The 24,350-nt window shown below is 39.2% G+C and carries 28 protein-coding genes; all 28 read left to right on the plus strand.

The genetic code is table 11. The features are described from left to right. Positions 1–13: 13 nt before the first annotated feature. The 28 genes from folE (at position 14) to ACFX4R_RS17310 (ending at position 24,345) form a co-directional block, all read left to right on the plus strand. Complete coding sequence (folE, locus tag ACFX4R_RS17175; RefSeq protein WP_013059015.1) at positions 14–580, plus strand: GTP cyclohydrolase I FolE; 567 nt, start codon at positions 14–16, stop codon at positions 578–580. A gap of 25 nt (positions 581–605) precedes the next feature. Beyond that, a complete protein-coding gene (gene mtrB, locus ACFX4R_RS17180; RefSeq protein WP_013059014.1) occupies positions 606–836 on the plus strand; it encodes a trp RNA-binding attenuation protein MtrB in 231 nt (76 codons plus the stop codon). Positions 837–1,114: 278 nt separating this feature from the next. Continuing rightward, complete coding sequence (locus tag ACFX4R_RS17185; RefSeq protein ID WP_014458346.1) at positions 1,115–1,909, plus strand: heptaprenyl diphosphate synthase component 1; 795 nt, start codon at positions 1,115–1,117, stop codon at positions 1,907–1,909. Positions 1,910–1,913: 4 nt separating this feature from the next. Then, positions 1,914–2,618, plus strand: a complete 705-nt coding sequence (locus ACFX4R_RS17190; RefSeq protein ID WP_013059012.1) for a demethylmenaquinone methyltransferase — start codon at positions 1,914–1,916, stop codon at positions 2,616–2,618. A gap of 81 nt (positions 2,619–2,699) precedes the next feature. Beyond that, a complete protein-coding gene (hepT, locus tag ACFX4R_RS17195; RefSeq protein ID WP_013084891.1) occupies positions 2,700–3,665 on the plus strand; it encodes a heptaprenyl diphosphate synthase component II in 966 nt (321 codons plus the stop codon). Between the two features lie 115 nt (positions 3,666–3,780). Further along, a complete protein-coding gene (ndk, locus tag ACFX4R_RS17200; protein ID WP_013059010.1) occupies positions 3,781–4,230 on the plus strand; it encodes a nucleoside-diphosphate kinase in 450 nt (149 codons plus the stop codon). Between the two features lie 210 nt (positions 4,231–4,440). After that, complete coding sequence (locus tag ACFX4R_RS17205; protein WP_043976384.1) at positions 4,441–5,223, plus strand: CheR family methyltransferase; 783 nt, start codon at positions 4,441–4,443, stop codon at positions 5,221–5,223. Between the two features lie 134 nt (positions 5,224–5,357). Beyond that, positions 5,358–6,530: a chorismate synthase gene (aroC, locus tag ACFX4R_RS17210; protein WP_377569993.1), complete on the plus strand. Its 1,173-nt coding sequence runs from the start codon at positions 5,358–5,360 to the stop codon at positions 6,528–6,530. After that, positions 6,530–7,612, plus strand: coding sequence for a 3-dehydroquinate synthase (gene aroB, locus ACFX4R_RS17215; RefSeq protein WP_043976386.1), 1,083 nt, complete (start codon positions 6,530–6,532; stop codon positions 7,610–7,612). Before aroC ends, aroB begins: the two co-directional genes overlap by 1 nt. A gap of 283 nt (positions 7,613–7,895) precedes the next feature. Then, a complete protein-coding gene (trpE, locus tag ACFX4R_RS17220; protein ID WP_043976388.1) occupies positions 7,896–9,410 on the plus strand; it encodes an anthranilate synthase component I in 1,515 nt (504 codons plus the stop codon). Then, on the plus strand, positions 9,403–10,428 hold the full coding sequence (gene trpD / locus ACFX4R_RS17225) for an anthranilate phosphoribosyltransferase (protein ID WP_043976390.1): 1,026 nt from the start codon (positions 9,403–9,405) through the stop codon (positions 10,426–10,428). The genes trpE and trpD overlap by 8 nt, the downstream gene beginning before the upstream one ends. Beyond that, positions 10,418–11,185 carry an indole-3-glycerol phosphate synthase TrpC gene (gene trpC / locus ACFX4R_RS17230; RefSeq protein WP_013084885.1) on the plus strand — a complete coding sequence of 256 codons (768 nt, stop codon included), beginning with the start codon at positions 10,418–10,420 and terminating at the stop codon, positions 11,183–11,185. The genes trpD and trpC overlap by 11 nt, the downstream gene beginning before the upstream one ends. Further along, entirely contained in the window at positions 11,175–11,801 is a 627-nt protein-coding gene (locus ACFX4R_RS17235; RefSeq protein ID WP_043976393.1) for a phosphoribosylanthranilate isomerase, read from the plus strand. The genes trpC and ACFX4R_RS17235 overlap by 11 nt, the downstream gene beginning before the upstream one ends. Continuing rightward, positions 11,798–13,012 carry a tryptophan synthase subunit beta gene (gene trpB / locus ACFX4R_RS17240; RefSeq protein WP_013059002.1) on the plus strand — a complete coding sequence of 405 codons (1,215 nt, stop codon included), beginning with the start codon at positions 11,798–11,800 and terminating at the stop codon, positions 13,010–13,012. Before ACFX4R_RS17235 ends, trpB begins: the two co-directional genes overlap by 4 nt. After that, the gene (gene trpA / locus ACFX4R_RS17245; RefSeq protein ID WP_013084883.1) at positions 12,999–13,814 is read left to right on the plus strand and encodes a tryptophan synthase subunit alpha; all 816 of its coding nucleotides are present in this window, start codon (positions 12,999–13,001) and stop codon (positions 13,812–13,814) included. Before trpB ends, trpA begins: the two co-directional genes overlap by 14 nt. A gap of 4 nt (positions 13,815–13,818) precedes the next feature. Then, positions 13,819–14,922, plus strand: a complete 1,104-nt coding sequence (hisC, locus tag ACFX4R_RS17250) for a histidinol-phosphate transaminase (RefSeq protein ID WP_025750397.1) — start codon at positions 13,819–13,821, stop codon at positions 14,920–14,922. A 72-nt stretch (positions 14,923–14,994) separates the two neighbouring features. Beyond that, complete coding sequence (locus tag ACFX4R_RS17255) at positions 14,995–16,095, plus strand: prephenate dehydrogenase (RefSeq protein WP_043976398.1); 1,101 nt, start codon at positions 14,995–14,997, stop codon at positions 16,093–16,095. 21 nt (positions 16,096–16,116) lie between these two features. Continuing rightward, positions 16,117–17,406, plus strand: coding sequence for a 3-phosphoshikimate 1-carboxyvinyltransferase (aroA, locus tag ACFX4R_RS17260; protein ID WP_043976400.1), 1,290 nt, complete (start codon positions 16,117–16,119; stop codon positions 17,404–17,406). A 253-nt stretch (positions 17,407–17,659) separates the two neighbouring features. Next, positions 17,660–18,922, plus strand: coding sequence for a tetratricopeptide repeat protein (locus ACFX4R_RS17265; RefSeq protein WP_272911060.1), 1,263 nt, complete (start codon positions 17,660–17,662; stop codon positions 18,920–18,922). Between the two features lie 97 nt (positions 18,923–19,019). Then, complete coding sequence (locus tag ACFX4R_RS17270; RefSeq protein WP_013058996.1) at positions 19,020–19,565, plus strand: ReoY family proteolytic degradation factor; 546 nt, start codon at positions 19,020–19,022, stop codon at positions 19,563–19,565. A gap of 118 nt (positions 19,566–19,683) precedes the next feature. Beyond that, positions 19,684–20,142, plus strand: a complete 459-nt coding sequence (locus ACFX4R_RS17275; protein ID WP_025750392.1) for a YpiF family protein — start codon at positions 19,684–19,686, stop codon at positions 20,140–20,142. A gap of 204 nt (positions 20,143–20,346) precedes the next feature. Beyond that, positions 20,347–20,847 (plus strand): QcrA and Rieske domain-containing protein, encoded by a 501-nt coding sequence (locus tag ACFX4R_RS17280; RefSeq protein WP_013058993.1) that lies wholly within the window; start codon positions 20,347–20,349, stop codon positions 20,845–20,847. A 3-nt stretch (positions 20,848–20,850) separates the two neighbouring features. Then, positions 20,851–21,525 carry a menaquinol-cytochrome c reductase cytochrome b subunit gene (gene qcrB / locus ACFX4R_RS17285; protein ID WP_013058992.1) on the plus strand — a complete coding sequence of 225 codons (675 nt, stop codon included), beginning with the start codon at positions 20,851–20,853 and terminating at the stop codon, positions 21,523–21,525. Positions 21,526–21,635: 110 nt separating this feature from the next. Continuing rightward, entirely contained in the window at positions 21,636–22,403 is a 768-nt protein-coding gene (locus ACFX4R_RS17290) for a menaquinol-cytochrome c reductase cytochrome b/c subunit (RefSeq protein WP_034649101.1), read from the plus strand. A gap of 133 nt (positions 22,404–22,536) precedes the next feature. Beyond that, complete coding sequence (gene lhaT, locus ACFX4R_RS17295; RefSeq protein ID WP_013058990.1) at positions 22,537–23,124, plus strand: lipoprotein heptaprenylglyceryl N-acetyltransferase LhaT; 588 nt, start codon at positions 22,537–22,539, stop codon at positions 23,122–23,124. Between the two features lie 82 nt (positions 23,125–23,206). After that, the gene (ylbD, locus tag ACFX4R_RS17300; protein WP_013058989.1) at positions 23,207–23,617 is read left to right on the plus strand and encodes a YlbD family protein; all 411 of its coding nucleotides are present in this window, start codon (positions 23,207–23,209) and stop codon (positions 23,615–23,617) included. 5 nt (positions 23,618–23,622) lie between these two features. Then, on the plus strand, positions 23,623–23,859 hold the full coding sequence (locus ACFX4R_RS17305; RefSeq protein WP_013058988.1) for a YlbE-like family protein: 237 nt from the start codon (positions 23,623–23,625) through the stop codon (positions 23,857–23,859). A gap of 99 nt (positions 23,860–23,958) precedes the next feature. Next, positions 23,959–24,345 carry a carbohydrate-binding protein gene (locus ACFX4R_RS17310; RefSeq protein ID WP_013058987.1) on the plus strand — a complete coding sequence of 129 codons (387 nt, stop codon included), beginning with the start codon at positions 23,959–23,961 and terminating at the stop codon, positions 24,343–24,345. Positions 24,346–24,350 lie beyond the last annotated feature (5 nt).

The raw sequence follows: 24,350 nt of genomic DNA on the forward strand, positions 1-24,350 counted from the left end.
GGAGGGCAACAACATGTCATCTGTAAATAAACCACAGATCGAACAAGCCGTGAGACTAATTTTAGAAGCAATTGGCGAAGATCCAAACCGTGAAGGATTATTAGATACACCAAAGCGAGTAGCTAAAATGTATGAGGAAGTCTTTTCCGGGTTGAATGAAGATCCAAAAGAACATTTTAAAACAGTTTTTGGAGAAGATCATGAAGAGCTAGTGCTTGTAAAAGATATTCCTTTTTACTCTATGTGTGAACACCACTTAGTTCCTTTTTATGGAAAAGCTCATGTTGCGTATATTCCAAAAGGCGGACGAGTGACCGGTTTAAGTAAGCTGGCAAGAGCAGTAGAAGCTGTTGCAAAACGTCCTCAGCTTCAGGAGAGAATTACATCTACAGTGGCGGATTCTATTGTAGAAACATTAGAGCCGCACGGGGTAATGGTAGTAGTGGAAGCAGAGCACATGTGTATGACCATGCGAGGCATTAAAAAGCCTGGAGCTATGACAATCACTTCTGCTGTACGCGGAGTATTAGAACACGATGCAAGTTCTAGAGCTGAAGTTTTATCACTGATTAAATCATAATGTGGATGATGAAGGAGAAGAGAATATGACACAAAAAGGAACGCCGGAGTATATTGTCATTAAAGCGGTCGAAGATGGAGTTAACGTAATTGGCTTAACGCGAGGAGCAGATACGCGATTTCATCATTCAGAAAAACTAGATAAAGGCGAAGTAATGATTGCGCAGTTTACTGAGCATACATCCGCAATTAAAATTCGTGGCAAAGCCGTCATTCAGACTGTTCACGGAGAAATTGAATCCGATACGAAAAAATAAGCAGGGATTTTCCTGCTTTTATTTATATTTAAAATAAATGAATAAGAACAGGAAAAACATGGTGAAACTAAAAGCAATATCTTAAATTACTGTCTAAGAAATCCAGATGGTATGTAGATGAACGGTGTTCAAGCGGATGAGCAGCTAAATGATTTAAACCGTGAAAAAGCTTCAAAAGAATTTAAAGGATATTTTATAATGTAATTATGTTATAATTGACACTATCGATTTGGAGTTAAAAGAACTTTAAACAAATAGTGATGGAAAGGGAGACAAGGATGATGAGCGTAAAAACCATCTATGATATTGTGGCCAACATGAAAGAACAGCTTCATGTTGAATTAAGTCATCCATATGTAAAAAAATATATTCATCATCCGCGTATTGATGAAAATAGATTACTGTACATGTGTTCGTTCTTAGATACTCTCTCAATGGAAGAAGAAAAAAAGAACAGCTCTGTGCTATCTGTGATGCTCGTTCAAACCGCACTTGATACCCACGATCTAGTCTCCACTCAAAATGTTAGCGGAAATGAAGGAAAGCTGCATGAGCGGCAGCTGGTAGTTTTGGCCGGAGATTATTACAGCGGCCTGTACTATTACTATTTAGCTCAAAGCAACCAGCTGAATTTAATGAAAGTTATAGCATCTGCTATTAAAGAAATTAATATCGCTAAGATACACATTTATAACAATCGCTCTACTAATCCACACGACGTTATGAATAGTTTTTTAGCAGCAGAATCATCGTTTGTAAGATGCTTATGTGACTATTTTGAACGTGAAGAGTGGAAAGAACTTTTAAAACATGCAGCGTATTTGAACGGGATATTAAAGCAATTAAAGTCATTACAGCATAAAGAGCCTACTCTCTTGCTAAACTATTGCAAACAAATTGGTATGAATCAAGAACAAATAAAAGAATACCTTTATTCGTATACTCAACAGTCTGTAAACATTGTTAGAGGATACTTACGAAGTGAATTTGTGATGAATGAGTTTTTAAGAGAGCACTTAGATGAACTTACATCTAGCTTAGAAGTGCTGAAAAATGTCGTAGGAGAAGGATAGAGATATGCAGCAATCAAAAGAACAGCGTGTCCATGGCGTATTTGAAAAAATATACAAAAATTATGATCAAATGAATTCTGTTATTAGTTTTCAGCGTCATAAGGCATGGCGCAAAGATACGATGAAGCGAATGAATGTTCAAAAAGGAACAAAAGCTTTAGATGTTTGTTGCGGAACTGCGGATTGGACGCTAGCTATGGCTGAAGCAGTTGGAGAAACAGGAGAGGCAGTTGGCCTGGATTTTAGTCAAAATATGCTAAAGATTGGTGAAGAGAAAGTAAAAAACTCACCTTTTTCAAATATTACCTTACTACATGGCAATGCAATGGAACTTCCTTTTGAAGATAATTCATTTGACTATGTAACGATTGGATTCGGACTGCGCAACGTGCCCGATTACCTTCAAGTGTTAAAGGAAATGCAGCGCGTCGTGAAACCTGGCGGAAAAGTGGTTTGCCTTGAAACGTCTCAGCCCACGATGATCGGTTACCGACAAATGTACTTGCTTTACTTTAAGTATATTATGCCTGCGCTTGGAAAGATGGTCGCTAAAAGCTATGATGAATATTCATGGCTTCAAGAGTCAGCAAGGGACTTTCCAGGTCAAAAGCAATTGGCTGATATGTTCCGTGAAGCCGGTTTGACAGATGTTGAAGTGAAATCTTATACAGGTGGAGTAGCAGCGATGCATCTAGGGTACAAACGATAAAAGAGAAAAAGCTTGTCCTACAGGTGCAACAGCCTGTAGGATAAGGAGTAAAGAATGAATATATAATGCAAGGTGAGTCCAATGAAACTAAAAATGATGTACGCTTTTTTGAATACGGATATTACCCTTATTGAGAAAGAACTTGAACAAACTGTTCATACCGATGAAACACTTATCACAGATGCTTCTCTTCACCTTTTACAAGCAGGGGGGAAACGAATTCGCCCTGTATTTGTTTTGTTGGCAGCTAAATTTGGGCATTACAACATCGACCAAATCAAACACGTGGCAGTAGCGCTTGAGCTGATTCACATGGCGTCTCTTGTTCATGATGATGTTATTGATGACGCTGATAAGCGACGCGGAAAACCAACAATTAAGGCAAAATGGGACAATCGTATTGCTATGTATACAGGGGATTACATCTTTGCTCGTGCGCTTGAAGTTATGAGTGAGGTTAAAGATGTGGAAGCACATAAAATTTTATCTAATACGATGGTGGAATTAACGCTCGGTGAAATTGAACAGATTAAGGACAAATACAACCTAAACCAAAACTTACGCGTGTATCTGCGTAGAATTAAACGTAAAACGGCACTGCTAATTGCTGCAAGCTGTCAGTTAGGCGCAATTGCAGCGGGAGCTCCTGAAGATATACATAAACGTTTATTTTGGTTTGGATATTACGTGGGAATGTCATTTCAAATTACCGATGACATTTTAGATTTTATCTCATCAGAAGAACAGCTTGGGAAACCAGTTGGCAGCGACTTACTGCAAGGAAATATTACGCTGCCAGTTTTGTATGCCATTGAAAATGCTGAGTTTCGAGATAAAGTAGAACAGCTTTTCGAGAGGGAATATGAGCAAGAGCTGATCAATGAAATTATTTCTGATATTAAATCTTCTAACGCCATTGAACGTTCATTTGAGATGAGCGATCGTTATCTGCAAAAAGCGATGAGCATTTTAGAAGAGCTGCCGCCAAACAAGGCGAAAAAAACGCTGCATCAAATTGCGAAGTACATTGGAAAACGGAAATTTTGATTTATTTACTTTCATAAGTTGTAAACTGCTCGAAACAATGTTAATATCTTCATGAGGTGTGATTGCGCTTTCAAAACTTGTTTACATATCATGAACTTCAGGGGTGGAGAGTAAAATGATACAAAAAACGTTTTTAATGGTCAAACCAGACGGGGTACAAAGAAGCATTATTGGTGAGGTTATTTCTCGCTTTGAGAAAAAAGGTTTTCAACTAGTTGGAGCTAAGCTTATGCATATTTCGCAGGAATTAGCTGAAACACACTACGGTGAACATAAAGAGAAACCTTTCTTCGGTGAGTTAGTGAAATTTATCACATCAGGTCCAGTTTTTGCTATGGTATGGGAAGGTGAAAACGTGATTTCAGTATCACGTCAAATGGTGGGGAAAACTAACCCTCAAGAAGCGCTTCCTGGAACTATTCGAGGTGATTATGGACTGATTGTCGATAAGAATATTATTCACGGCTCAGATTCACCAGAAAGTGCGGAGCGTGAAATCAGCTTATTCTTTGAAAGTGAAGAGCTGACTTTCTATAAAAAAGACGCAGACGCTTGGATTTACTAATTTAGATAGCGCAAGAAGACGAATGAATTTTCATTCGTCTTTTTTATTGTGTTTATACATAGGTTCTAGGCTATTGATTGCGAATATCACTCTACATAAACATTTTCACAATGTATTCCGATATATTAATAAGAAGCTAAGCGTATATAAAGGTTTTATTTCCTTATACGTCTAACATAAACGTATAGAAATGAGAAAGGAGAGTTAAAAATGATAGATGAATACGACGCGTTTGTGGAGAAAATAAAAATAAAAACAGGCATTGATTTATCACTATATAAGCAGTCTCAAATGAAACGCCGCCTCACCTCCCTGTATGAAAAAAAAGGTTTTTCTAGTTTTTTTGAATATTATCGAGCAATGAGCAGTAACAGCGAACTGCTTGAGGAGTTTTTAGATCGGATGACGATTAACGTGTCAGAGTTTTATCGTAACTATCAGCGGTGGGATATATTGGAGCAAAAAATTTTACCGGCTCTTGTAAAAGGAAAAACAGACCTGAAAGTGTGGAGCGCTGCCTGTTCAACAGGGGAAGAGCCATATACACTAGCGATGGTTTTATCAACATTTTTTCCTCTTTCGCGTATTTCTATATTAGCGACTGATTTGGATGAAAAAGTGATAGAAAAAGCAAAAATAGGCTTTTATGATGAACGTTCACTTCAGGAGATGCCTGTTTCGATGAAAAATAAGTACTTTCAACAAAGAGGAACCGGCTACTTATTAGATGAAAAAATCAAAAAAACAGTTGTTTTTCAGAAACATAACTTACTGTCAGACTCTTTTCCAAAAAACGTTGACTTGATTGTTTGTCGAAATGTGCTTATTTATTTTACAGATGAAGCAAAGCATGCTTTATATGAAAAATTTAGCAGAGCTTTAGCACCTGGCGGCATCTTATTTGTAGGTAGCACAGAACAGGTTTTTACTCCCCAAAAGTATGGATTTGAAACGGCTGATACGTTTTTTTACAGAAAAGTAAAGACCATTTAATCGAGACAACCTGAAGCGGTTTCTTAAAAGCTGAGGTGAAACTTTTTGTACATTCTTATGTTATAGTATGGTATAGTCATATTTAAAAATGGAAAAATTCTGACGAATAATACATATTAAGCGGAGGTACGATTATGCGATATTTAACAGCAGGAGAATCACATGGTCCACAATTGACTACTATTTTAGAGGGTGTTCCGGCAGGGCTTCCTTTAACAGCCGAAGACATCAATACAGATTTAGCGCGAAGACAAAAAGGTCATGGTCGCGGAAGACGTATGCAAATTGAAAAAGATCAAGCGGAAATTTTAAGCGGTGTCCGCCACGGCTATACGCTAGGATCTCCTATTACGTTAGCGGTAGAAAATAACGACTGGAAACACTGGACAAAAATTATGGGCATCGAGCCAATTTCTGAAGAAGAATCAGAAGAAGTAAAGCGCAAAATCTCAAGACCAAGACCAGGGCATGCCGATTTAAACGGCGCTATTAAATATGGTCATCGCGATATGAGAAATGTATTAGAACGTTCTTCAGCTCGCGAAACAACTGTGAGGGTAGCAGCAGGTGCTGTCGCTCGTCAAATCCTTGCTCAGTTCGGGCTTTCCGTAGCTGGACATGTATTAGAAATTGGCGGCGTACAGGCAAATCCGCCTCAATACAAAAGCTTAGAGGAACTGCAAGAAGTCACTGAAGCTTCTCCAGTAAGATGTTTTGACTCAGCTGTTGAGAAGGACATGATGCAAGCAATCGATGATGCTAAGAAAAATGGCGACTCTATCGGAGGCGTAGTAGAAGTTATTATTGAAGGCGTGCCAGCAGGAGTAGGCAGCTATGTTCATTACGATCGTAAATTAGATGCGAAGATTGCTGCAGCTGTTATGAGCATTAATGCATTTAAAGGCGTTGAGTTTGGGATTGGATTTGAAGCGGCTCGCAGACCAGGAAGCGAAGTTCATGACGAAATTCTATGGGATGAAAAGAACGGGTATACCCGTAAAACAAACAACTTAGGCGGCTTTGAAGGCGGCATGACAACAGGTATGCCAATTGTAGTACGCGGAGTAATGAAGCCTATTCCAACGCTTTACAAGCCGTTAAAAAGTGTTGATATTGAAACAAAAGAAGCCTTCGAGGCAAGCATCGAACGTTCAGACAGCTGCGCTGTGCCGGCGGCAAGCGTTGTAGCAGAAGCCGTTGTAGCTTGGGAATTGGCTGATGCGCTAATCGAACAGTTTGGACAAGACCGAATTGATTTAATTGCTGAAAATATTGAGAAAATGCGTGCACATGCGAGGGAGTTTTAATGTTGCAAATTGATATTCAAACTTTATCCAAAACATACCCTCTTTATTTAGGAAATGGATTAATTGAAAAGCTGCCTTCTATTATCGAGAGTGTAAAACCTAATCTGTCGTCCGTGTTAATCATCACCGATTCAGCTGTAGATTCATATTATGGAGAAGCGGCTGTAAAAGCGATTGAGACAAAATTTAAAGTGGCTAAATACGTAGTGCCAAGCGGTGAACATGCAAAGTCATTTCAACATTACTACGATTGTCAGACATTTGCGCTCGAACAGCAGCTTGACCGCAATGCGCTCGTTATTGCTTTTGGGGGAGGAGTAGTAGGCGATTTAGCTGGATTTGTAGCCGCTACTTATATGAGAGGAATTTCTTTTATTCAAGTGCCAACGACGCTTCTTGCTCACGATAGTGCTGTAGGCGGTAAAGTAGCCATTAATCATGAGCTTGGAAAAAATATGATTGGTGCTTTTTATCAGCCTGAAGCGGTTGTTTATGATATTGATCTTCTTAAAACGCTTCCCGAAAGAGAATGGCGTTCCGGTTTTGCAGAAGTGATTAAACACGCTTTTATTCACGATGAAGCATTTTATAAATGGCTTCAGCAAAATATACAATCGCTGACTGATTTACAAGATGAAAAATTAATTTATGCTATTCAAAACGGTATTTTAGTCAAAGCATCTGTTGTAAAAGAAGATGAGACAGAAGCTGGCGTTCGCGCTCACCTGAACTTTGGACATACGCTAGGGCATGCGATCGAAGCGGAGTGCGGCTATGGACAAATCAGTCACGGAGAAGGCGTAGCGATTGGTATGCTGTTTGCTATGAAAGTCAGCAATGTTCTTGAAAAAAGTCAGTTCTCTGTGGACGACATTGCGAAATGGTTTGAAAAATTTGGCTACAAGACGTCTGTCCCAAACCATCTTTCAGCTGAAAAACTGCTCGTAAGAATGAAAGCGGACAAGAAGTCTAAATCAAGCAATGTTCACATGGTACTGCTTGAAGGCATAGGCAAACCTTTTGTTCAACAAGTAGAAGATGAAGTGATTCTTAAACTGCTGAATGAAGAGCTTAAAGCTTAGTTTCGTCTAAAGCCAAGTAGATAGTAGTTGACAAATGGATTTGAAACGTACTACAATTGGTAACAAGTTAGTTTAGAGATTTTAGTTATGAGAAAACAATAGACAGTTTAGTTGAGATTAGGGTAGACGAGAATGAGACAGTTGAGCAGAGTTTAGTTGAGTGAATTTTACCATTCGTATACCCAAAGGCCCATTTTTGATGTGTCTTTGGGTTTATTTATTATATCCTCTTTTATATAACCTCATCTATTCTCATTCTCCATGAAATGGAGGATTGAAAGATATGACGAACACGTATACTTCTTTTTTAGAAGACTCTACAGAGTATTTAACCATTCCAATTATAAAAAAAATATTTATCGATAGCATGACACCTGTTGATCTTTTTCAACAAGTAAAAGATGAAGCTGTATATTTGCTTGAAAGTAATGATGAATCATCACCATGGTCCAATTATTCTTTTATTGGCTTAAATCCATTTTTGTATGTTGAGGAAGAAAAAGGAACCTATCTAGCAAAAAATAAGCAGCTTCAGCCTATGCTGCAAGGAGATAGCTTTAAAGAGGTGTTTTGTAAAATTCAGCAAGAGCTGAAAGTGAAAGTACCAGACCTTGCACTTCCTTTTAAAGGAGGAGCAGTAGGGTTTATCAGCTACGACGCAGTATCGCAAATTGAAAAAGTGAACGTACATGCCCAAAATGATTTGAACATGCCTACTTTTCACTTTATCTATTGTCAAACGATGCTTGCTTACAATCATCAAACAAAAGAGCTTATGGTGATTCACTACATTCAGCTTAATGAGCAAGACAAAGAGCAGCAGAAAAAAGAAAAATACGGTGAAGCTTTAGCAGAGATCAATAGATATGTTGAAAGAATAGCGCAGACGGTGAAAGAAAAGCCAATGATGTTTGAAAGCGAGCAGCGCGAAGTTAGCTTTGAAGGCGTAACATCGTCATACCAAAAAGATAAATTTGTGCAAGATGTGGAAAAAATTAAGGAATACATTAAAAGCGGAGATGTTTTTCAGGCCGTATTGTCGCAGAGATTTCAAATTGATACGACCGTAGCTGGATTTGATATTTACAGAGTATTGCGATTAGTTAATCCGTCTCCTTATTTATTTTACGTGAAAGTAAAAGGCGTGGAGCTAATTGGAAGTTCTCCTGAGCGGTTGATTCAAATTGAAAACGGCCATTTAGAAATTCATCCGATTGCAGGAACGAGAAGACGTGGCAGGGATGCAGAAGAAGATGCGCGCTTATACGAAGACTTAATTAACGATGAAAAAGAGCGGGCAGAACACTATATGCTCGTGGACTTAGCAAGAAATGACATCGGCCGAGTTGCACAGTATGGAAGTGTCCAAACACCAGTATTAATGCAGCAGGTTAACTTTTCGCACGTCATGCACTTGATTTCTAAAGTGACAGGGCGCCTTGACGAAAAAGTACATCCCATTGATGCGCTGCTTTCTGCATTTCCAGCGGGTACCGTGTCTGGCGCTCCAAAAGTGCGAGCGATGCAAATCTTAAATGAAATTGAACCAGTTGCGCGAAATGTATATGCAGGAACCGTAGCATATCTCGGATTTGATGGAAACATTGATTCGTGCATTGCGATTCGGACCATTCTTTTGAAAGACCAGACCGCTTATATCCAGGCTGGAGCAGGAGTGGTTGCTGACTCAAAACCGGAGCTTGAGTGGAAAGAAACCCGCAATAAAGCTAGCGCTTTAATCAAAACAATTCAATTAGCCCAAGACATCTACGATAAAAAGGAGGATGTATATGTTTAAGGAATTGTTAAAAAAGTGTTTGCGCGGTGAGTCACTTTCAGCGGAAGAAGCAGAAAAAATTATGAATGATATTATGAACGGTAAAGTCCCGGCAGCTCAAATTGCTAGCGTGCTAACCATCTTAACGTATCGAGGAGAAACCGTCGATGAAATTGTTGGTTTTATCCGAGGTATGAAAAATAATATGAATGCTATTTCTCTAGAAGAATTAAACGTAGTAGATACATGCGGTACCGGAGGAGACGGGGCCTCTACGTTTAATATCTCAACGGCTAGTGCGATTGTGGCATCTGCTGCGGGAGTAAAGGTTGCGAAACATGGGAACCGAGCCGTATCTTCTAAAAGCGGGAGTGCCGACGTGTTAGAACATCTGGATATATGGATTCAAGGAAATGAAAAAGAAGTGAAAAATGCGGTGGCTGACCTCAATATGTCCTTTTTATTTGCGCCGCTTTATCACCCTGCTATGAAACATGTTGCTGCTACTCGAAAGGAATTAGGATTTAGAACGGTTTTTAATGCATTAGGTCCATTAGCAAACCCTACTAACTGCACAAAGCAAGTAATTGGCGTTTATTCCATTGAGCTTGCACGAAAATTAGCAGAAGCGCTTGTTGTACTGGGAGCTAACCACGTCCTTCTGGTTGCGGGCAGAGACGGTTTAGATGAAATCAGTGCCACGGATGTAACGGATGTTGTAGAAGTACAGGGCAATGTCATTACAGAATATACGCTTGCACCAGAGGATGTACACTTACAGAGAGGGAAGCTTGAAGACTTAGTGGTAGAAGATGCGAAATCGAGTGCCGAGCTTATTGAATCGCTATTTTTAAATAAAAGCAATGTAACTGCTAAAAACGCAGTCGTATTAAACTCTGCTGCAGCTATTTACGTTAGCGGAAATGTTTCTACTTTTGAAGAAGGAGTAGCTGTAGCTTTAGAAACAATTGAATCAGGTGCTGCATACACACAATTACAACGATTGAAATCGAAAAAGGTGGTTGAACATGCTCAATAAAATTATTGAAACAAAAAAAGAAGAAATTCAAAACCTACAGTTACCCGAACAGCAAAATGTTGCAAAACGATCATTTTTAGACGCTTTATCAAATCCGAATCGAGAGCTGGCTCTTATTGCAGAAGTGAAAAAAGCTTCTCCTTCCAAAGGATTAATAAAAGAGAATTTTCAGCCTGTGGAAATTGCTAAAGCCTACGAGAAAGGGAAAGCAGATGCTTTGTCTGTGTTAACAGATCAGCACTATTTTCAAGGGAATCGAACGTTTTTAAGTGACATTAAACAGCATGTCTCTATCCCTGTGCTTCGCAAGGATTTCATCATTGATTCCATTCAAGTGGAAGAAAGTGCAAGAATCGGTGCTGACGCTATTTTACTCATTGGAGAAGCACTTGAACCATTAAAATTGCAAGAGCTTTATCTTCAAGCTGCTGAAAAAGAGTTAGATTGTTTAGTAGAAGTGCATTCTCTAGAAACGCTTGAAAAGCTGCTAGCTGTATTTACCCCGAAGATTATTGGCATTAATAATCGAAATCTTCACACGTTTGAAACCAGCGTGCAGCAGACCAAAGAAATTGCCAAGCATGTTCCGAAAAATCAGCTGTTAGTGAGTGAAAGCGGAATTTACTTATACGATGATGTTTCCTACGTAAAAGAAGCGGGAGCAAAAGCTATTTTAGTAGGGGAATCGCTTATGAGGCAGGATAATCAAACCAAAGCGATTGAAAAGCTGTTTGGGGAAAGTGAATATGCTCATTAAGTACTGTGGTATTCGATCAAAACAAGATATAGCTTTAATCGAAAAGTCGGCTGCTACTCACATTGGCTTTATTTTCTATCCTAGAAGTAAACGATATGTAAAGCCTGAACGAGTAAATGAGTTTGTAACGGATGAAATAAAAAAACAAGTCTCGCTAGTAGGGGTATTTGTTAATACACCGGTAGATCAAATAATTGAAATTGCCTCCGTAACAAATTTAGATGTAATTCAGTGCCACGGGCAAGAAACAGCTGCGGACGTACGTCGGTTAAAGCAGCGTGGATATGAAGTGTGGAAAGCGCTCCCTCACAATAAAGAAACGGTGCAGCAAATGCATGTATATGAAGAGGCTGACGGGTATGTAATTGATAGCAAGGTTAAAGAACAATTTGGAGGAACGGGCGTCGCTTTTGATTGGAGTTTCGTTCCTCAGTATGAATCAGCTGCCCAAAGGTTAGGTAAAAAATGCTTTATTGCTGGAGGAATCAATGCTTGTAACATTGAGAACTTGTTACCCTACAAGCCTGGGGCGATTGATATTTCTGGCGGTATTGAAACAAATGGAACGAAGGACTATACAAAAATTATAGAGATTGAAAGGAAGATCATACTATGACATACAATCATCCTGATGAATTTGGCCGCTTTGGTGAATTTGGCGGAAAATACGTACCTGAAACATTAATGAAGCCACTTGAAGAAGTAGAAGCAGCTTTGAATCAAGCAATGAAAGATCCGGCATTTAAAGATGAGTATCTATCCTTACTTGTTAACTACTCTGGGCGACCAACGGCTTTAACATATGCTGATAATATTACCGAAACGCTCGGCGGGGCAAAAATTTATTTAAAACGTGAAGACTTAAATCATACGGGTGCTCACAAAATCAATAATGCCATTGGACAGATTTTACTTGCTAAACGTATGGGAAAAACAAAAATTATTGCTGAAACAGGAGCGGGTCAGCATGGGGTAGCCACAGCTACAGTAGCTGCAAAGTTCGGAATGGAATGTAAAGTATTCATGGGAGAAGAAGATATTGAACGTCAGGCATTGAATGTCTTTCGCATGAAGCTTCTAGGAGCGGAAGTCATTCCTGCAACTTCTGGAACAAAAACGCTAAAAGATGCAACAAATGAAGCGATTCGCTACTGGGTTCAACATTGTGAAGATCATTTTTACTTAATTGGTTCGGCTATTGGACCGCACCCTTATCCTAAAATGGTTCGAGATTTCCAAAAAATTATTGGAGAAGAAGCAAAAGAACAGTTTACAGCGGTAGAAGGCAAACTTCCGAATGCTGTCGTGGCATGCGTCGGAGGCGGCAGTAATGCAATCGGAATGTTTTATGATTTTATTAAAGAGGAAAATGTACGCTTGATCGGCGTAGAAGCAGGAGGGAAAGGACTAAATACAGCCCTCCATGCTGCTAAAATGGCTAAAGGCACAAAAGGTGTTATTCACGGAACGCTCACGTATTTACTTCAAGATGAAAATGGTCAGATTACAGAACCTTATTCTATTTCAGCAGGTTTGGATTATCCAGGTATCGGTCCAGAGCATTCTCACCTTTCATCTATTGGACGAGTAGAATATGAAAGTGTAACGGATGATGAGTCAATCGAAGCTCTTCAGCTGCTGGCGAAAACAGAGGGAATCATCCCGGCTATTGAGTCCGCCCATGCGCTGGCAAAAGCATTTGAACTGGCTAAAAGCATGACGAAAGAAGAAACCATTTTAATTTGCTTGTCAGGTCGAGGAGATAAGGACGTTCATACATTAGTAAACTTGCTAGAAGGGAAGGAAGAAGAACATGAATACGTTTGAAGCGAGACTACCTAAACATGAAACATTGTTTATTCCATTTATTACAGCAGGAGATCCTCATGAAGATGCAACGGTGGAAATTGCTTTGTCTTTGCAAAAGCAAGGTGCTTCTATTTTAGAACTGGGCGTACCATATTCTGACCCTTTAGCAGATGGTCCAATTATTCAAGAGGCATCTAAAAGAGCTTTATCTGGCGGCATGTCTATTTCAAAAGCCATTAAGCTTGTATCGGTGATGAGAAAAAAAGGTGTGAAAATACCGGTAATTCTCTTTACCTATTTTAATCCTGTGTTACAATTAGGTTTAGAATCCTTTTTCGCGTTAATGCGAGAAAATGAAATAGATGGAGTGCTAATTCCGGATTTACCGTACGAAGAGAGTGGCCGTATCCGAGAGCTTGCCGCTGAAAATGAAGTTGCGTACATTTCAATGGTTGCTCCTACATCTAAAGAGCGTATCCAAAAAATCGCTGCAGATGCAACAGGCTTCTTATACTGCGTGTCGTCTTTAGGCGTTACTGGGGTTCGCTCTACGTTGCCAGCTGATATTGGCACCTTTTTAGAAGATGTGAAAGCAGCAGCTTCTATACCGGTTGCCGTCGGTTTTGGGATTTCAACAAGTGAACAAGTAGAGGTGTTAAAGGAACATAGCGACGGCATTGTAATTGGAAGTGCAATTGTTAATAAAATTGGCCAGCTTGAACAAGTTCTTTTAAATAAGGATACACGCCGGGACGGATTAAATCAAATCGAGGAGTATGTTGCATCCATCGTTTCGCCTATACAAAAATGCGAGGTGTAACACGTTGAAGGTAAAAGAACAATTACTAACTTTATCTCCATATAAACCAGGTAAGCCAATTGAAGAAGTAAAGCGTGAATTTAATTTAGATCGCGTTGTAAAATTAGCATCTAATGAAAATCCTTACGGCAGTTCTGCTTTAGTAAAAGAGGCGATTGCTGCAGAAATCGAAAATATGGCGCTTTATCCAGACGGCTATGCAGCTGAACTGCGTGCAGCAGTAGCAAAGCACGTAGGCGTAGAGCAAGATCAGCTGATTTTTGGAAATGGGTCTGATGAAGTCATTCAAATTATTTGCCGAGCTTTGCTATCGGCTGATACAAATACTGTCATGCCGACGCCGTCATTTCCTCAATATAAGCACAATGCCGTAATTGAAGGTGCAGAAATTCGTGAAGTACCGCTGCGCGGCGGAGATCATGATTTAGATGCTATGCTTCGTGCAATTGATGAAAATACGACAATTGTGTGGGTATGCAGTCCTAATAACCCAACGGGAACGTATGTGAAGGGCGATGAGTTAATTTCTTTTATGAAACAAGTTCCTAAGCATACATTAATCGTTATGGATGAAGCCTATTTTGAGTATGCAGCAGATCAAGCCGACTATCCGGATACGGTAGAGTTTTTGAATGAATACGAAAACTTAATTGTACTTCGCACATTTTCAAAAGCATACGGCTTAGCTTCTTTGCGCATTGGTTACGGTATTGCAAACGAATCATTGCTACAAAAAATTGAGCCGGCTCGTGAACCTTTTAATACAAGCCGCATGGCTCAAAAAGCAGCAATTGTTGCTCTTGAAGACCAAGCGTTCATTGAAGAGTGTAAAAAGAAAAATGAAGAAGGTTTGCAGCAATACTATGCTTTCTGTGATAAGAATGGCTTAAACTATTATCCGTCTTTCACTAATTTTGTTCTAATCGATTTTGGTCGTCAAGGCGATGAAGTGTTTCAATTTTTATTGCAACGCGGATTTATTGTTCGTTCAGGGAATGCATTAGGCTTCCCAACTTCCGTTCGTATTACAGTGGGAACAAAAGAACAAAATGAACAAATTATTGAATTGCTTCAGCAGTTTGTTAACCAAGCAGCAGCGAAAGCTTAATACCTAATATAGTAAAAGATGAGAGTGTGATTTCACACTCTCATCTTCATATGTACAATGAGGTGAAGGAAAGTGAAAGAAAATGTTTTTGTTATAGGTTTGGGGTTAATTGGAGGATCGCTGGCACTTAATATAAAAAAGACGCATCATCATCTTGATGTAATAGGTTTTGACATTAATCAAGAGCAGCTGGAGCTCGCCAAAACCCTAGGTGTAATTGACCAAGCGGCTTCTTCTTTACAACAAGGCGCGGAGCAAGCGGATTATATTGTTATTGCCATTCCGGTCACTCAAGCAGCGGAAGTGCTAAAACAGTTAGAACATTTTACGCTTAAACAGTCTGTTATCGTCACAGACGTAGGAAGTACAAAAGAAGAGGTCGTGAAAACAGCGGAAGCCCTTATTGCTAAAGGTATTGAGTTTATCGGCGGTCACCCAATGGCAGGGTCTCATAAAAGCGGAGTAGCTGCTTCTAAAGCTCATTTGTTTGAAAATGCAATGTATGTATTAACACCTTCATCTTCTACTTCTTCGGAGGCTTTAGGCAGTTTAAAGGAATTGCTAAGTGGTACAAAAGCCAAAATTATTGTGATGTCACCAAAAGAACATGATAAATTAGCGGGTGTCATCAGCCATTTTCCTCATATTATTGCTGCAAGCCTTGTTCATCAAGCAGAATATTACCAACAAGACAACCAGCTAGTTTCGCAGCTTGCAGCTGGAGGGTTTCGTGATATTACACGTATTGCTTCAAGCAGTCCAGCGATGTGGAGAGATATCTTGCTTCATAACCAGGATGCGCTTCTTTCAATGTTTGACCACTGGCTTGAAGAAATGAACGACGTGCGAAATATGATCGAACGAAAAGACGCGAACGATATCTATACATATTTTTCACAAGCAAAACAATTTAGAGATCAGCTTCCTGTACGAACCAAAGGAGCGATTCCATCCTTTTATGATCTCTATGTGGATGTTCCTGACTATCCGGGGATTATTTCAGAAGTAACGGGTTATTTAGCAGAAGATGAAATCAGTATTACAAACATTCGAATTTTAGAAACACGAGAAGACATATACGGAGTATTACGTTTGAGCTTTCAAACAGAGGAAGATAGAAAGCGGGCAAGAGCGTGTCTCCATCAGCATCAATATCAGACGTTTATTTCTTAATATACGAAAGGTGTGAATGAAATGAGTGGAAAACAATTAAAAACTAATCTTTCATCTCTCCAAGGAGAAATTTCTATTCCTGGAGATAAATCGATTTCTCACAGAGCTGTGATGTTCGGAGCGATGGCAGAAGGGAAAACAACGATTAATCATTTTTTAGCAGGGGAAGATTGCTTAAGTACGATTTCGTGTTTTGAAAAGATGGGCGTATCGATTAAAAGAGAAGACGAGTATGTCGAAGTGGAAGGTAAAGGTATCGAAGGGTTAAGTGAACCTGCTTCCATCTTAGATGTAGGAAATTCAGGAACGACTACTCGTTTAATGCTTGGGATTCTTGCAGGTGTGCCATTTCATACGTCTCTAATTGGAGATGAGTCGATTGCCAAGCGTCCTATGAGCCGCGTTACGGTGCCCCTGCGCTCTATGGGTGCAAAGATTGATGGGCGTGAGCACGGCCAATATACGCCTTTATCCACTCGAGGAGGGGCTTTAAAAGCAATTCATTACCATTCTCCTGTAGCAAGTGCACAAGTAAAATCAGCGATTTTACTAGCGGGACTTCATGCGGAAGGCACAACAAAAGTAACCGAGCCTTTTACATCACGGGACCATACAGAGCGTATGCTTCGCGCCTTTGGAGTAGACGTAGAGGTAGATGGAACGACTGTAAGCATTGAAGGAGGACAATCTCTGCGCGGAACGGATGTATACGTACCTGGTGACATTTCTTCAGCTGCGTTCTTTCTTGTTGCAGGAGCCATTGTTCCAAACAGCCGAATCGTTTTGAAAAACGTCGGACTCAATCCTACAAGAACAGGTATTATTGATGTGCTTCAGCAAATGGGTGCACGCCTTACAATTTCTAATGAACGTATTCAAAATGGAGAGCCTATTGGCGATTTGACGATTGAAACGTCTCAGTTGAAAGGGATTGAAATTGGGGGGGATTTAATTCCTCGTTTAATTGATGAAATTCCAGTGATCGCTCTTTTGGCGACTCAGGCGAATGGGAAAACAGTTATTAAAGATGCCGAAGAATTAAAAGTAAAAGAAACGAACCGTATCGATACGGTTGCAACGGAGTTAAGCAAGCTCGGTGCCTCTGTTACTCCAACAGCTGATGGCCTCATCATTGAAGGCAAGACGGCTCTAAAAAGCGGTGAAGTAGACAGTTATGGAGATCATCGAATTGGAATGATGCTTGCGGTCGCAGCAGCCATTGCAACGGGAGAGGTAACACTAATGAGAAGTGAAGCTATTCACGTCTCCTATCCTACTTTCTTTGAAGATCTTGATAAACTAAGCGAATAAGAAAGAGGCTGGAACAAGCGCATTTTGGTTGAAGGAAAATCGGAACGATGAATTGATATTCTTGATAGAGAATCAAACTCGTTCGGATTTTCATCCGAAAAATGTAAGCGTATTCAAATTGATTTGTTGAACAAACGCTCAAACTATTTTATCATGGTGTATAGAAGCATGTGTTCTTGCTTCGGTTTGGAAAAAATAGAAAATTAATTCGTTTTATTTGTATATAAAAAGTGAATGTAATAATAAAGGAGAATTGTGTGTGAAAGAACTAGACCGCGCGATAGGTTACGTAGAATCCAATGAAATTGAAAAAGGTCTTGCCCTTATTCATGAATTGAAAGATAAAGCTACAGACGAAGAAAAATTTTTAATGGCTGAACAGCTTCAAGAGTGGGGACTAGTAAATGATGCGCTGCCTTTAATAGACGAGCTCATCGCTAAATACCCAGAAGAAGGCGAGCTGTATTTATTAAAAGCTGAAATGCTTATCGATTTAGAAGAAGAAGAAGAAGCGATTCATATTTTAAATCAAATTAGCAGCGAAGATGATAACTACGTGCCAGCTCTGCTTCTTGTAGCTGACTTATATCAAATGCAAGGCCTTAGTGAAGTAAGTGAGCAAAAGTTAATGGAAGCAAAAAAAATGCTTCCAAATGAGCCGGTTATAGATTTTGGGCTCGGTGAATTTTACAGCAGTCAAGGAATTTATCAAAAGGCGATTCCTTTTTATCAAACGCTGCTAAAAACAGAAAAAGAATTTAACGGCACGGATCTTCGTCAGCGATTAGCTGAAAGTTTAGCAGGTATCGGCCAGTTTGAAGAAGCGCTTCCTTACTTTGATCAAGCGCTAAAAGATAAGCTTGAGATTAACACACTATTTGAATATGCGATTTCAGCGTATCAAGCAGGTCATTATCAGACCGCTATTGAAAAGTTCACAGAACTAAAAGAGCTAGACCGTGAGTACCATTCTCTTTATTTATATTTAGCAAAATCATATGAACATGAAGAGATGCTAGAAGAGGCTGCGGTGGCTGTTAACGAAGGTATTGCGCAGGATGAATTTCAAAAAGAACTTTACTTTTTTAAAGGGAAGATAGCATTAAAGCGCGGTCTAGAAGAAGACGCTGAATCGGCATTTCAACAAGCGATTGCACTAGATCCAGGGTATATTGAAGCCATTTTAACTCTCTCTAAACTTTATATGAGTCAAGAGAGATATGAAGATGTAGTAGAGAATATAGAGCACGCCAAAGAATATAATGAGCATGACCCTCATTTTGAATGGGATTTAGCAAAAGCTCACCAAGAATTAGAAAATTATGAAGAAGCGCTAAAATACTACGAATCTGCATACACTGTTTTTAAAGAAGAGTATGCGTTTTTAGAAGAGTATGGCTACTTCTTATTAGAAGAAGGACAGCGCTCGAAAGCGAAGGGGATTTTCCAAGCCTTATTAGCAATGGATCCAACAGTAGATGAAATTCAAGACATATTATTTCAATTAGAAGAATAAATAATAGTTCAGAGGATTTTATTGCTGCCGTGTGGAATAAATAACTGTAAAAGGTGTTTTAACTGAGAGTTTAAACACAGAGGAGGGAAGTGAGAATATGACGACCCCTGTTACTGTCAACGAGAAAAAAGAATTTGTTCGCTGGTTTTTAACGAATTATCAGCTGAAGCGAAGAGAATGTGTATGGATTTTAAATTATTTGATGAGCCATGATCAATTGATGAAACGAGTTCACTTCGTTGAGCAAGCACAGTTTTGTCCTCGCGGGATGGTGATGTCTACGCACTGTGTGGAAGACCCTCCATTTCGTTTTTATAAAGAAAATATCATGACAACCGATGCAGAAAAATCATTTCATGATATTCGTTTGAATCGAGAAGAAGACATTTATATTCAATTAAACTTCCGATCGTTGTATTCATCGCCTCAATATGTGGCTGTACTGGAAGACAATCCGTATATGCCAAAAGCTAATCAAACAAATGAAAAAGACAGAGTATTAGCTGAGCAAATATTGGAAGAATCTATTCAGAAGTTTCAGCGATCAAAAATCATGGAACTAATTGATAAAGCATTAGATGAAAACGATAAAGAGGAATTTCAGCGCTTAAGCGAATATTTAAATAACCATTATGTACAGTAGATAACTGAGGGATTGGCTAGCTTCTTAGAAAAAGGTCAATCTCTTTTTTTTATTTCCTTATTCATTTTGGAAAATAAATAAGACAAGCTTTAGCGGGCTTGCTGAGAGGAGAAGGAAGTTGAAGCTTCAGGCCAAGGAAATGGATGTGTACTTACAATCCAAAAGTTATGTTGATACTGTATTGGTTCCACTCATTCCGATTGATTTCGGAGAAGATTTAAAGCTTACTGCATCTATGAGTGAATATACGACTGCTCTTACTGAAGAGTTAGAGAGGCAATTTAAAGGAAGAGTGATTTTAACACCTAGTTTTACATACTTAAAAAAAGATGGAGTAGCTGCTGTTTATGAAACATTACTTCGTTGGAATGAGCATATAAATGACAATGAAGTCAAACATCTTTTTGTGCTTACTAGCGACCGAGACTGGCTGCAGTTTGAAAAAGAAATAGGGGCGTACTGCATTTGGATACCTGCTTTACCGCTTGAGCATATAGATGAGTCGCATAAGTATACGCTCATACATGAACAAGTTCAACAGCTCTTACCGATTTTTGTAGAGAAATGGAGTGTTTAAAAATACTGTAGAATAAGCAATGGAAGCGCAAACAAAATAATGACAAAAAATTTAGAAAAATAAAGGTTATTTCCATGTTTTAGGTTTTTATTGTATTGACCTTCCAGAAATATTAATATATCATGATTATGTCCTAGTTTAATAGAATGGTCCATCATGTGTCCAAAATTCTCTGGACTGAACTTTTTTAAAGGGGGGAAAAGCATGGGTGATCGGGTATCAAGACGACAGTTTTTAAACTATACGCTCACTGGTGTAGGGGGATTCATGGCTGCTGGAATGTTAATGCCAATGGTGCGCTTTGCAGTAGATCCAATTTTAGAAAAAGAAGCGGGTCAGGATTTAGTAGCTGTGGCGCAGGTTAAAGACATTACAAAAGAGCCGAAACGTGTCGATTTTAAAATCAAGCAAGTGGATGCGTGGCATAAATCAGAAGAGCCAAGATCGGCTTGGGTGTACAAAACTGATAAAGGTGAAATCGTCGCGCTGTCACCAATTTGTAAGCATTTAGGCTGTACGGTTAACTGGGCTGGTGACAAAAACTATCCACACCGTTTCTACTGTCCTTGTCATGGGGGAATGTATGAAAAAAGCGGTAAAAATGTACCGGGGACACCACCGATGGGACCGTTAGATGTATACGTTCAAAAAGTAAAAGGCGGTACGTTATATCTAGGAAAAGCCAAACCACAAGGAGGGGCATAGAAAATGTTGAATAAAATCTATGACTGGGTGGATGAACGGCTAGATATTACTCCTTTATGGCGAGATGTGGCCGATCATGAAGTGCCAGAGCACGTAAATCCTGCACATCACTTTTCAGCATTTGTGTATTGTTTTGGTGGATTAACGTTTTTTGTTACCGTTATTCAAATTTTATCAGGCATGTTTTTAACTATGTATTATGTACCAGATATAAAAAATGCATGGGAATCCGTTTATTATCTGCAAAATGAAGTCGCTTTCGGACAAATTGTTCGAGGTATGCATCACTGGGGAGCAAGTTTGGTTATCGTCATGATGTTTTTACATACACTTCGTGTTTTCTTCCAAGGAGCATACAAAAAACCCCGCGAGTTAAACTGGATTGTGGGTGTGTTAATTTTCTTTGTTATGTTAGGTTTAGGTTTTACAGGTTATTTGTTGCCGTGGGATATGAAAGCGCTCTTTGCAACGAAAGTAGGTTTGCAAATTGCTGAATCCACACCAATTATAGGCCAGCAAGTGAAGACGTTACTCTCAGGACATCCAGACATCGTTGGTGCTCAAACACTAACTCGCTTTTTCGCCATTCACGTATTCTTTTTACCCGGAGCCCTACTTGGCTTAATGGGTGCCCACTTCTTAATGATTCGTAAACAAGGAATTTCAGGACCACTATAAAATTTTATACGCTTTATTCAAGTATTCAATCACACTAGTCATCATATGCATCAAGCACATACTCCGTTGTTAGTACTTTCACTAGAACAGTGAGAAAAAGGAGGGAGAACATGCATCGTGGTAAAGGGATGAAGTTTGTTGGAGATTCACGTGTTCCTGCAGAACGAAAACCCAATATTCCAAAAGATTACTCTGAATTTCCAGGGAAAACAGAAGCATTCTGGCCAAACTTTTTACTAAAAGAATGGATGGTAGGGGCAGTTTTTTTAATCGGTTATCTATGTTTAACCATCGCTCATCCATCTCCTCTTGAACGTATTGCCGATCCGACTGATACGGGGTACTTGCCTCTTCCTGACTGGTATTTTTTGTTCCTATATCAATTGCTTAAATATTCATTTGCTTCTGGTCCATATAATATTATAGGTGCATTTATTATTCCAGGGATTGCATTTGGCGCATTAATGCTTGCTCCGTTCATTGATCGAGGACCAGAAAGAAGACCAGCTAAGAGGCCGTTTGCAACAGGATTCATGCTTTTGGCTATAGCAGCAGTCTATTTCCTAACGTGGCAGTCAGCGACACAGGTGGACTGGAAAGCGCGTGAAGAGCAAGGGAAAATTAGAGAAGAAGTAGCGATTGACAAAAATTCAGAAGGCTACAAAATCATGCAAAAGCAAACGTGCTTAACCTGTCATGGTGATAACTTACAGGGAGGTCCTGCGGCTCCGGCTTTAACAGGAATTGATTTATCTCCTGAGGAAATCGCCAAGATCGCAAAAAATGGTAGAGGCAATATGCCAAAAGGTGTTTTCAAAGGTTCAGATAAAGAATTGAAAACGCTCTCGGAGTTTGTCGGCAACTTAGGAAAAGAATAATGAAAACCAGCCAAAGGGCTGGTTTTTTTGAATTTATTTAATGCTGTGTTTTACATCAATGAGATAGGTGCTTGCTATTGTTCAAAAACTGTACATAATAAAGAAGAGATTAAATGTAAAGGAGACTTTCTAAATGGCTTGGTTATGGTATACCTTAAAAGATAAGCGTTTTTTAACGCTTTTGCTGATTGTGAATATACTAGGAACAATCTACGGATATATTTGGTATGGAAGTCAATTAGCGGAAACACCTAAGAAGTTTTTATTATTTGTGCCTGATAGTCCAACGGCAAGCTTGTTTTTTGTTATTGTACTTATCGGTCTTTTACTTGGAAAGCATTTTTCACTGTTTGAAGCTTTAGCAATGATCACGCTGTTTAAATACGGGATTTGGGCCGTCGTAATGAATGTATTGGTCTATGTGTTAACAGGATACATTGATTGGATGATGCTTATGTTAATGGCTTCTCATGCAGCAATGGCTTTTCAAGGGCTTTTGTACGTACCGTTTTACCGCATTAAATTATGGCATGTAGCTGTTGCCGCTGTATGGGCTGTACATAATGATATCATTGATTACGTTTTTTCTATGATGCCAAGATACAGCATGCTCAATGCGTATATGTCTGAAATTGGTTATTTTACATTTTGGCTAAGCATTTTATCTATTTTCATTACATACTGGTTCACAGTTCGTGCTTCTTCAAAAAAACAGCTATAAAAAAATTTTGAAATAGGCGCACGAAACGAGCTCTCTTTTTCTAAGATATAGTAGGCTATATTTAAGTATGAGGTGAGTGACTGTGAAGGAAACCAAACGAGAGCTTCATCCGTCCGTTGTGGAATTTAAACAATTTGTAAAATCACATCCCAAATTAGTAGAACAGGTTCGAAAGCAGCAAAAAACGTGGAAAGAGCTTTATGAAGATTGGTATTTATTCGGTGCAGAAGATCCAATGTGGGAGGCATATCGTTCAGAAGAAAGTGCAAAGGCTGAACCAGCTGCTGCAACAGAGGAGAAAAAAGATATCATGGGTACAATCGTATCCTCGCTGAAAAACATGGACTTGAATCAAATGCAAAATCATATCACAAATGTAAATTCAGCTATTTCCAATATTCAACAAGTACTGCAGCAATTTCAGCCATCTAAGCCATCTGGTGGAGGAGCAGCTTCCGGGCCAGGGAATCCATTTGGCTTTAGGAAAGATTAAACGCAATGAGAAAAGATATATACGAGTATATGCAGTCTCGTCCTAAACTCAACGACTTCGTTCGTGAACAGCCAATGTGGTACCGGCGTTTATCTAGAAATCCTGAAGAACTGGAGAAATTTGAATTAGAATCTAAGCACTACTACAAACAAACGATTCCTCATAAAGTCGAAAAGTTTTCGAATTCGATTCAAATGGCAAACATGATGTTTCATATGTTTCAGTCCATGAAAAATCAATGATCTCTGCATACATAGCGATGCAGAGATTTTTGCACGTCATGAGTAAAAACAAAGAGTTTGTAAACACTATGGAGAAACGAATGATAAAGGAATGGTATTATGCGCTTACTATTAACGACGGCCTTATGTGTAGTTTCTCTGCTAGGATGCAACCATGATAAACCAAAACCTGAAACTAAAATTTCCTCTCAGCCGCGGGCAGCTGAAACGTTTGGTGCAATGAATACAAAACCTTCACTGATGGTACACCAGCATGTGAAAGGACAAAACGTATACGTCGAATGTATTCTAAGCGGGTTTTCATTTTCAACAGAGAGTGGATTCCTTCAAATCAAAGTAGATGGAAAACCATTTAAAGAAATGAAGCAAGCAGCCTTTGTTTTAAGTGATCTTCCAAAAGGATCTCATACTGTTACGATTGAACTGATGAAATCTAAAGAAGAAAGTTATCAAGTGAGGAATACCTTTACGGTTGAAATTATATAGTTAAA

It is taken from the genome of Priestia sp. YIM B13490, assembly GCF_042787735.1.
GTDB lineage: Bacteria > Bacillota > Bacilli > Bacillales > Bacillaceae_H > Priestia > Priestia megaterium.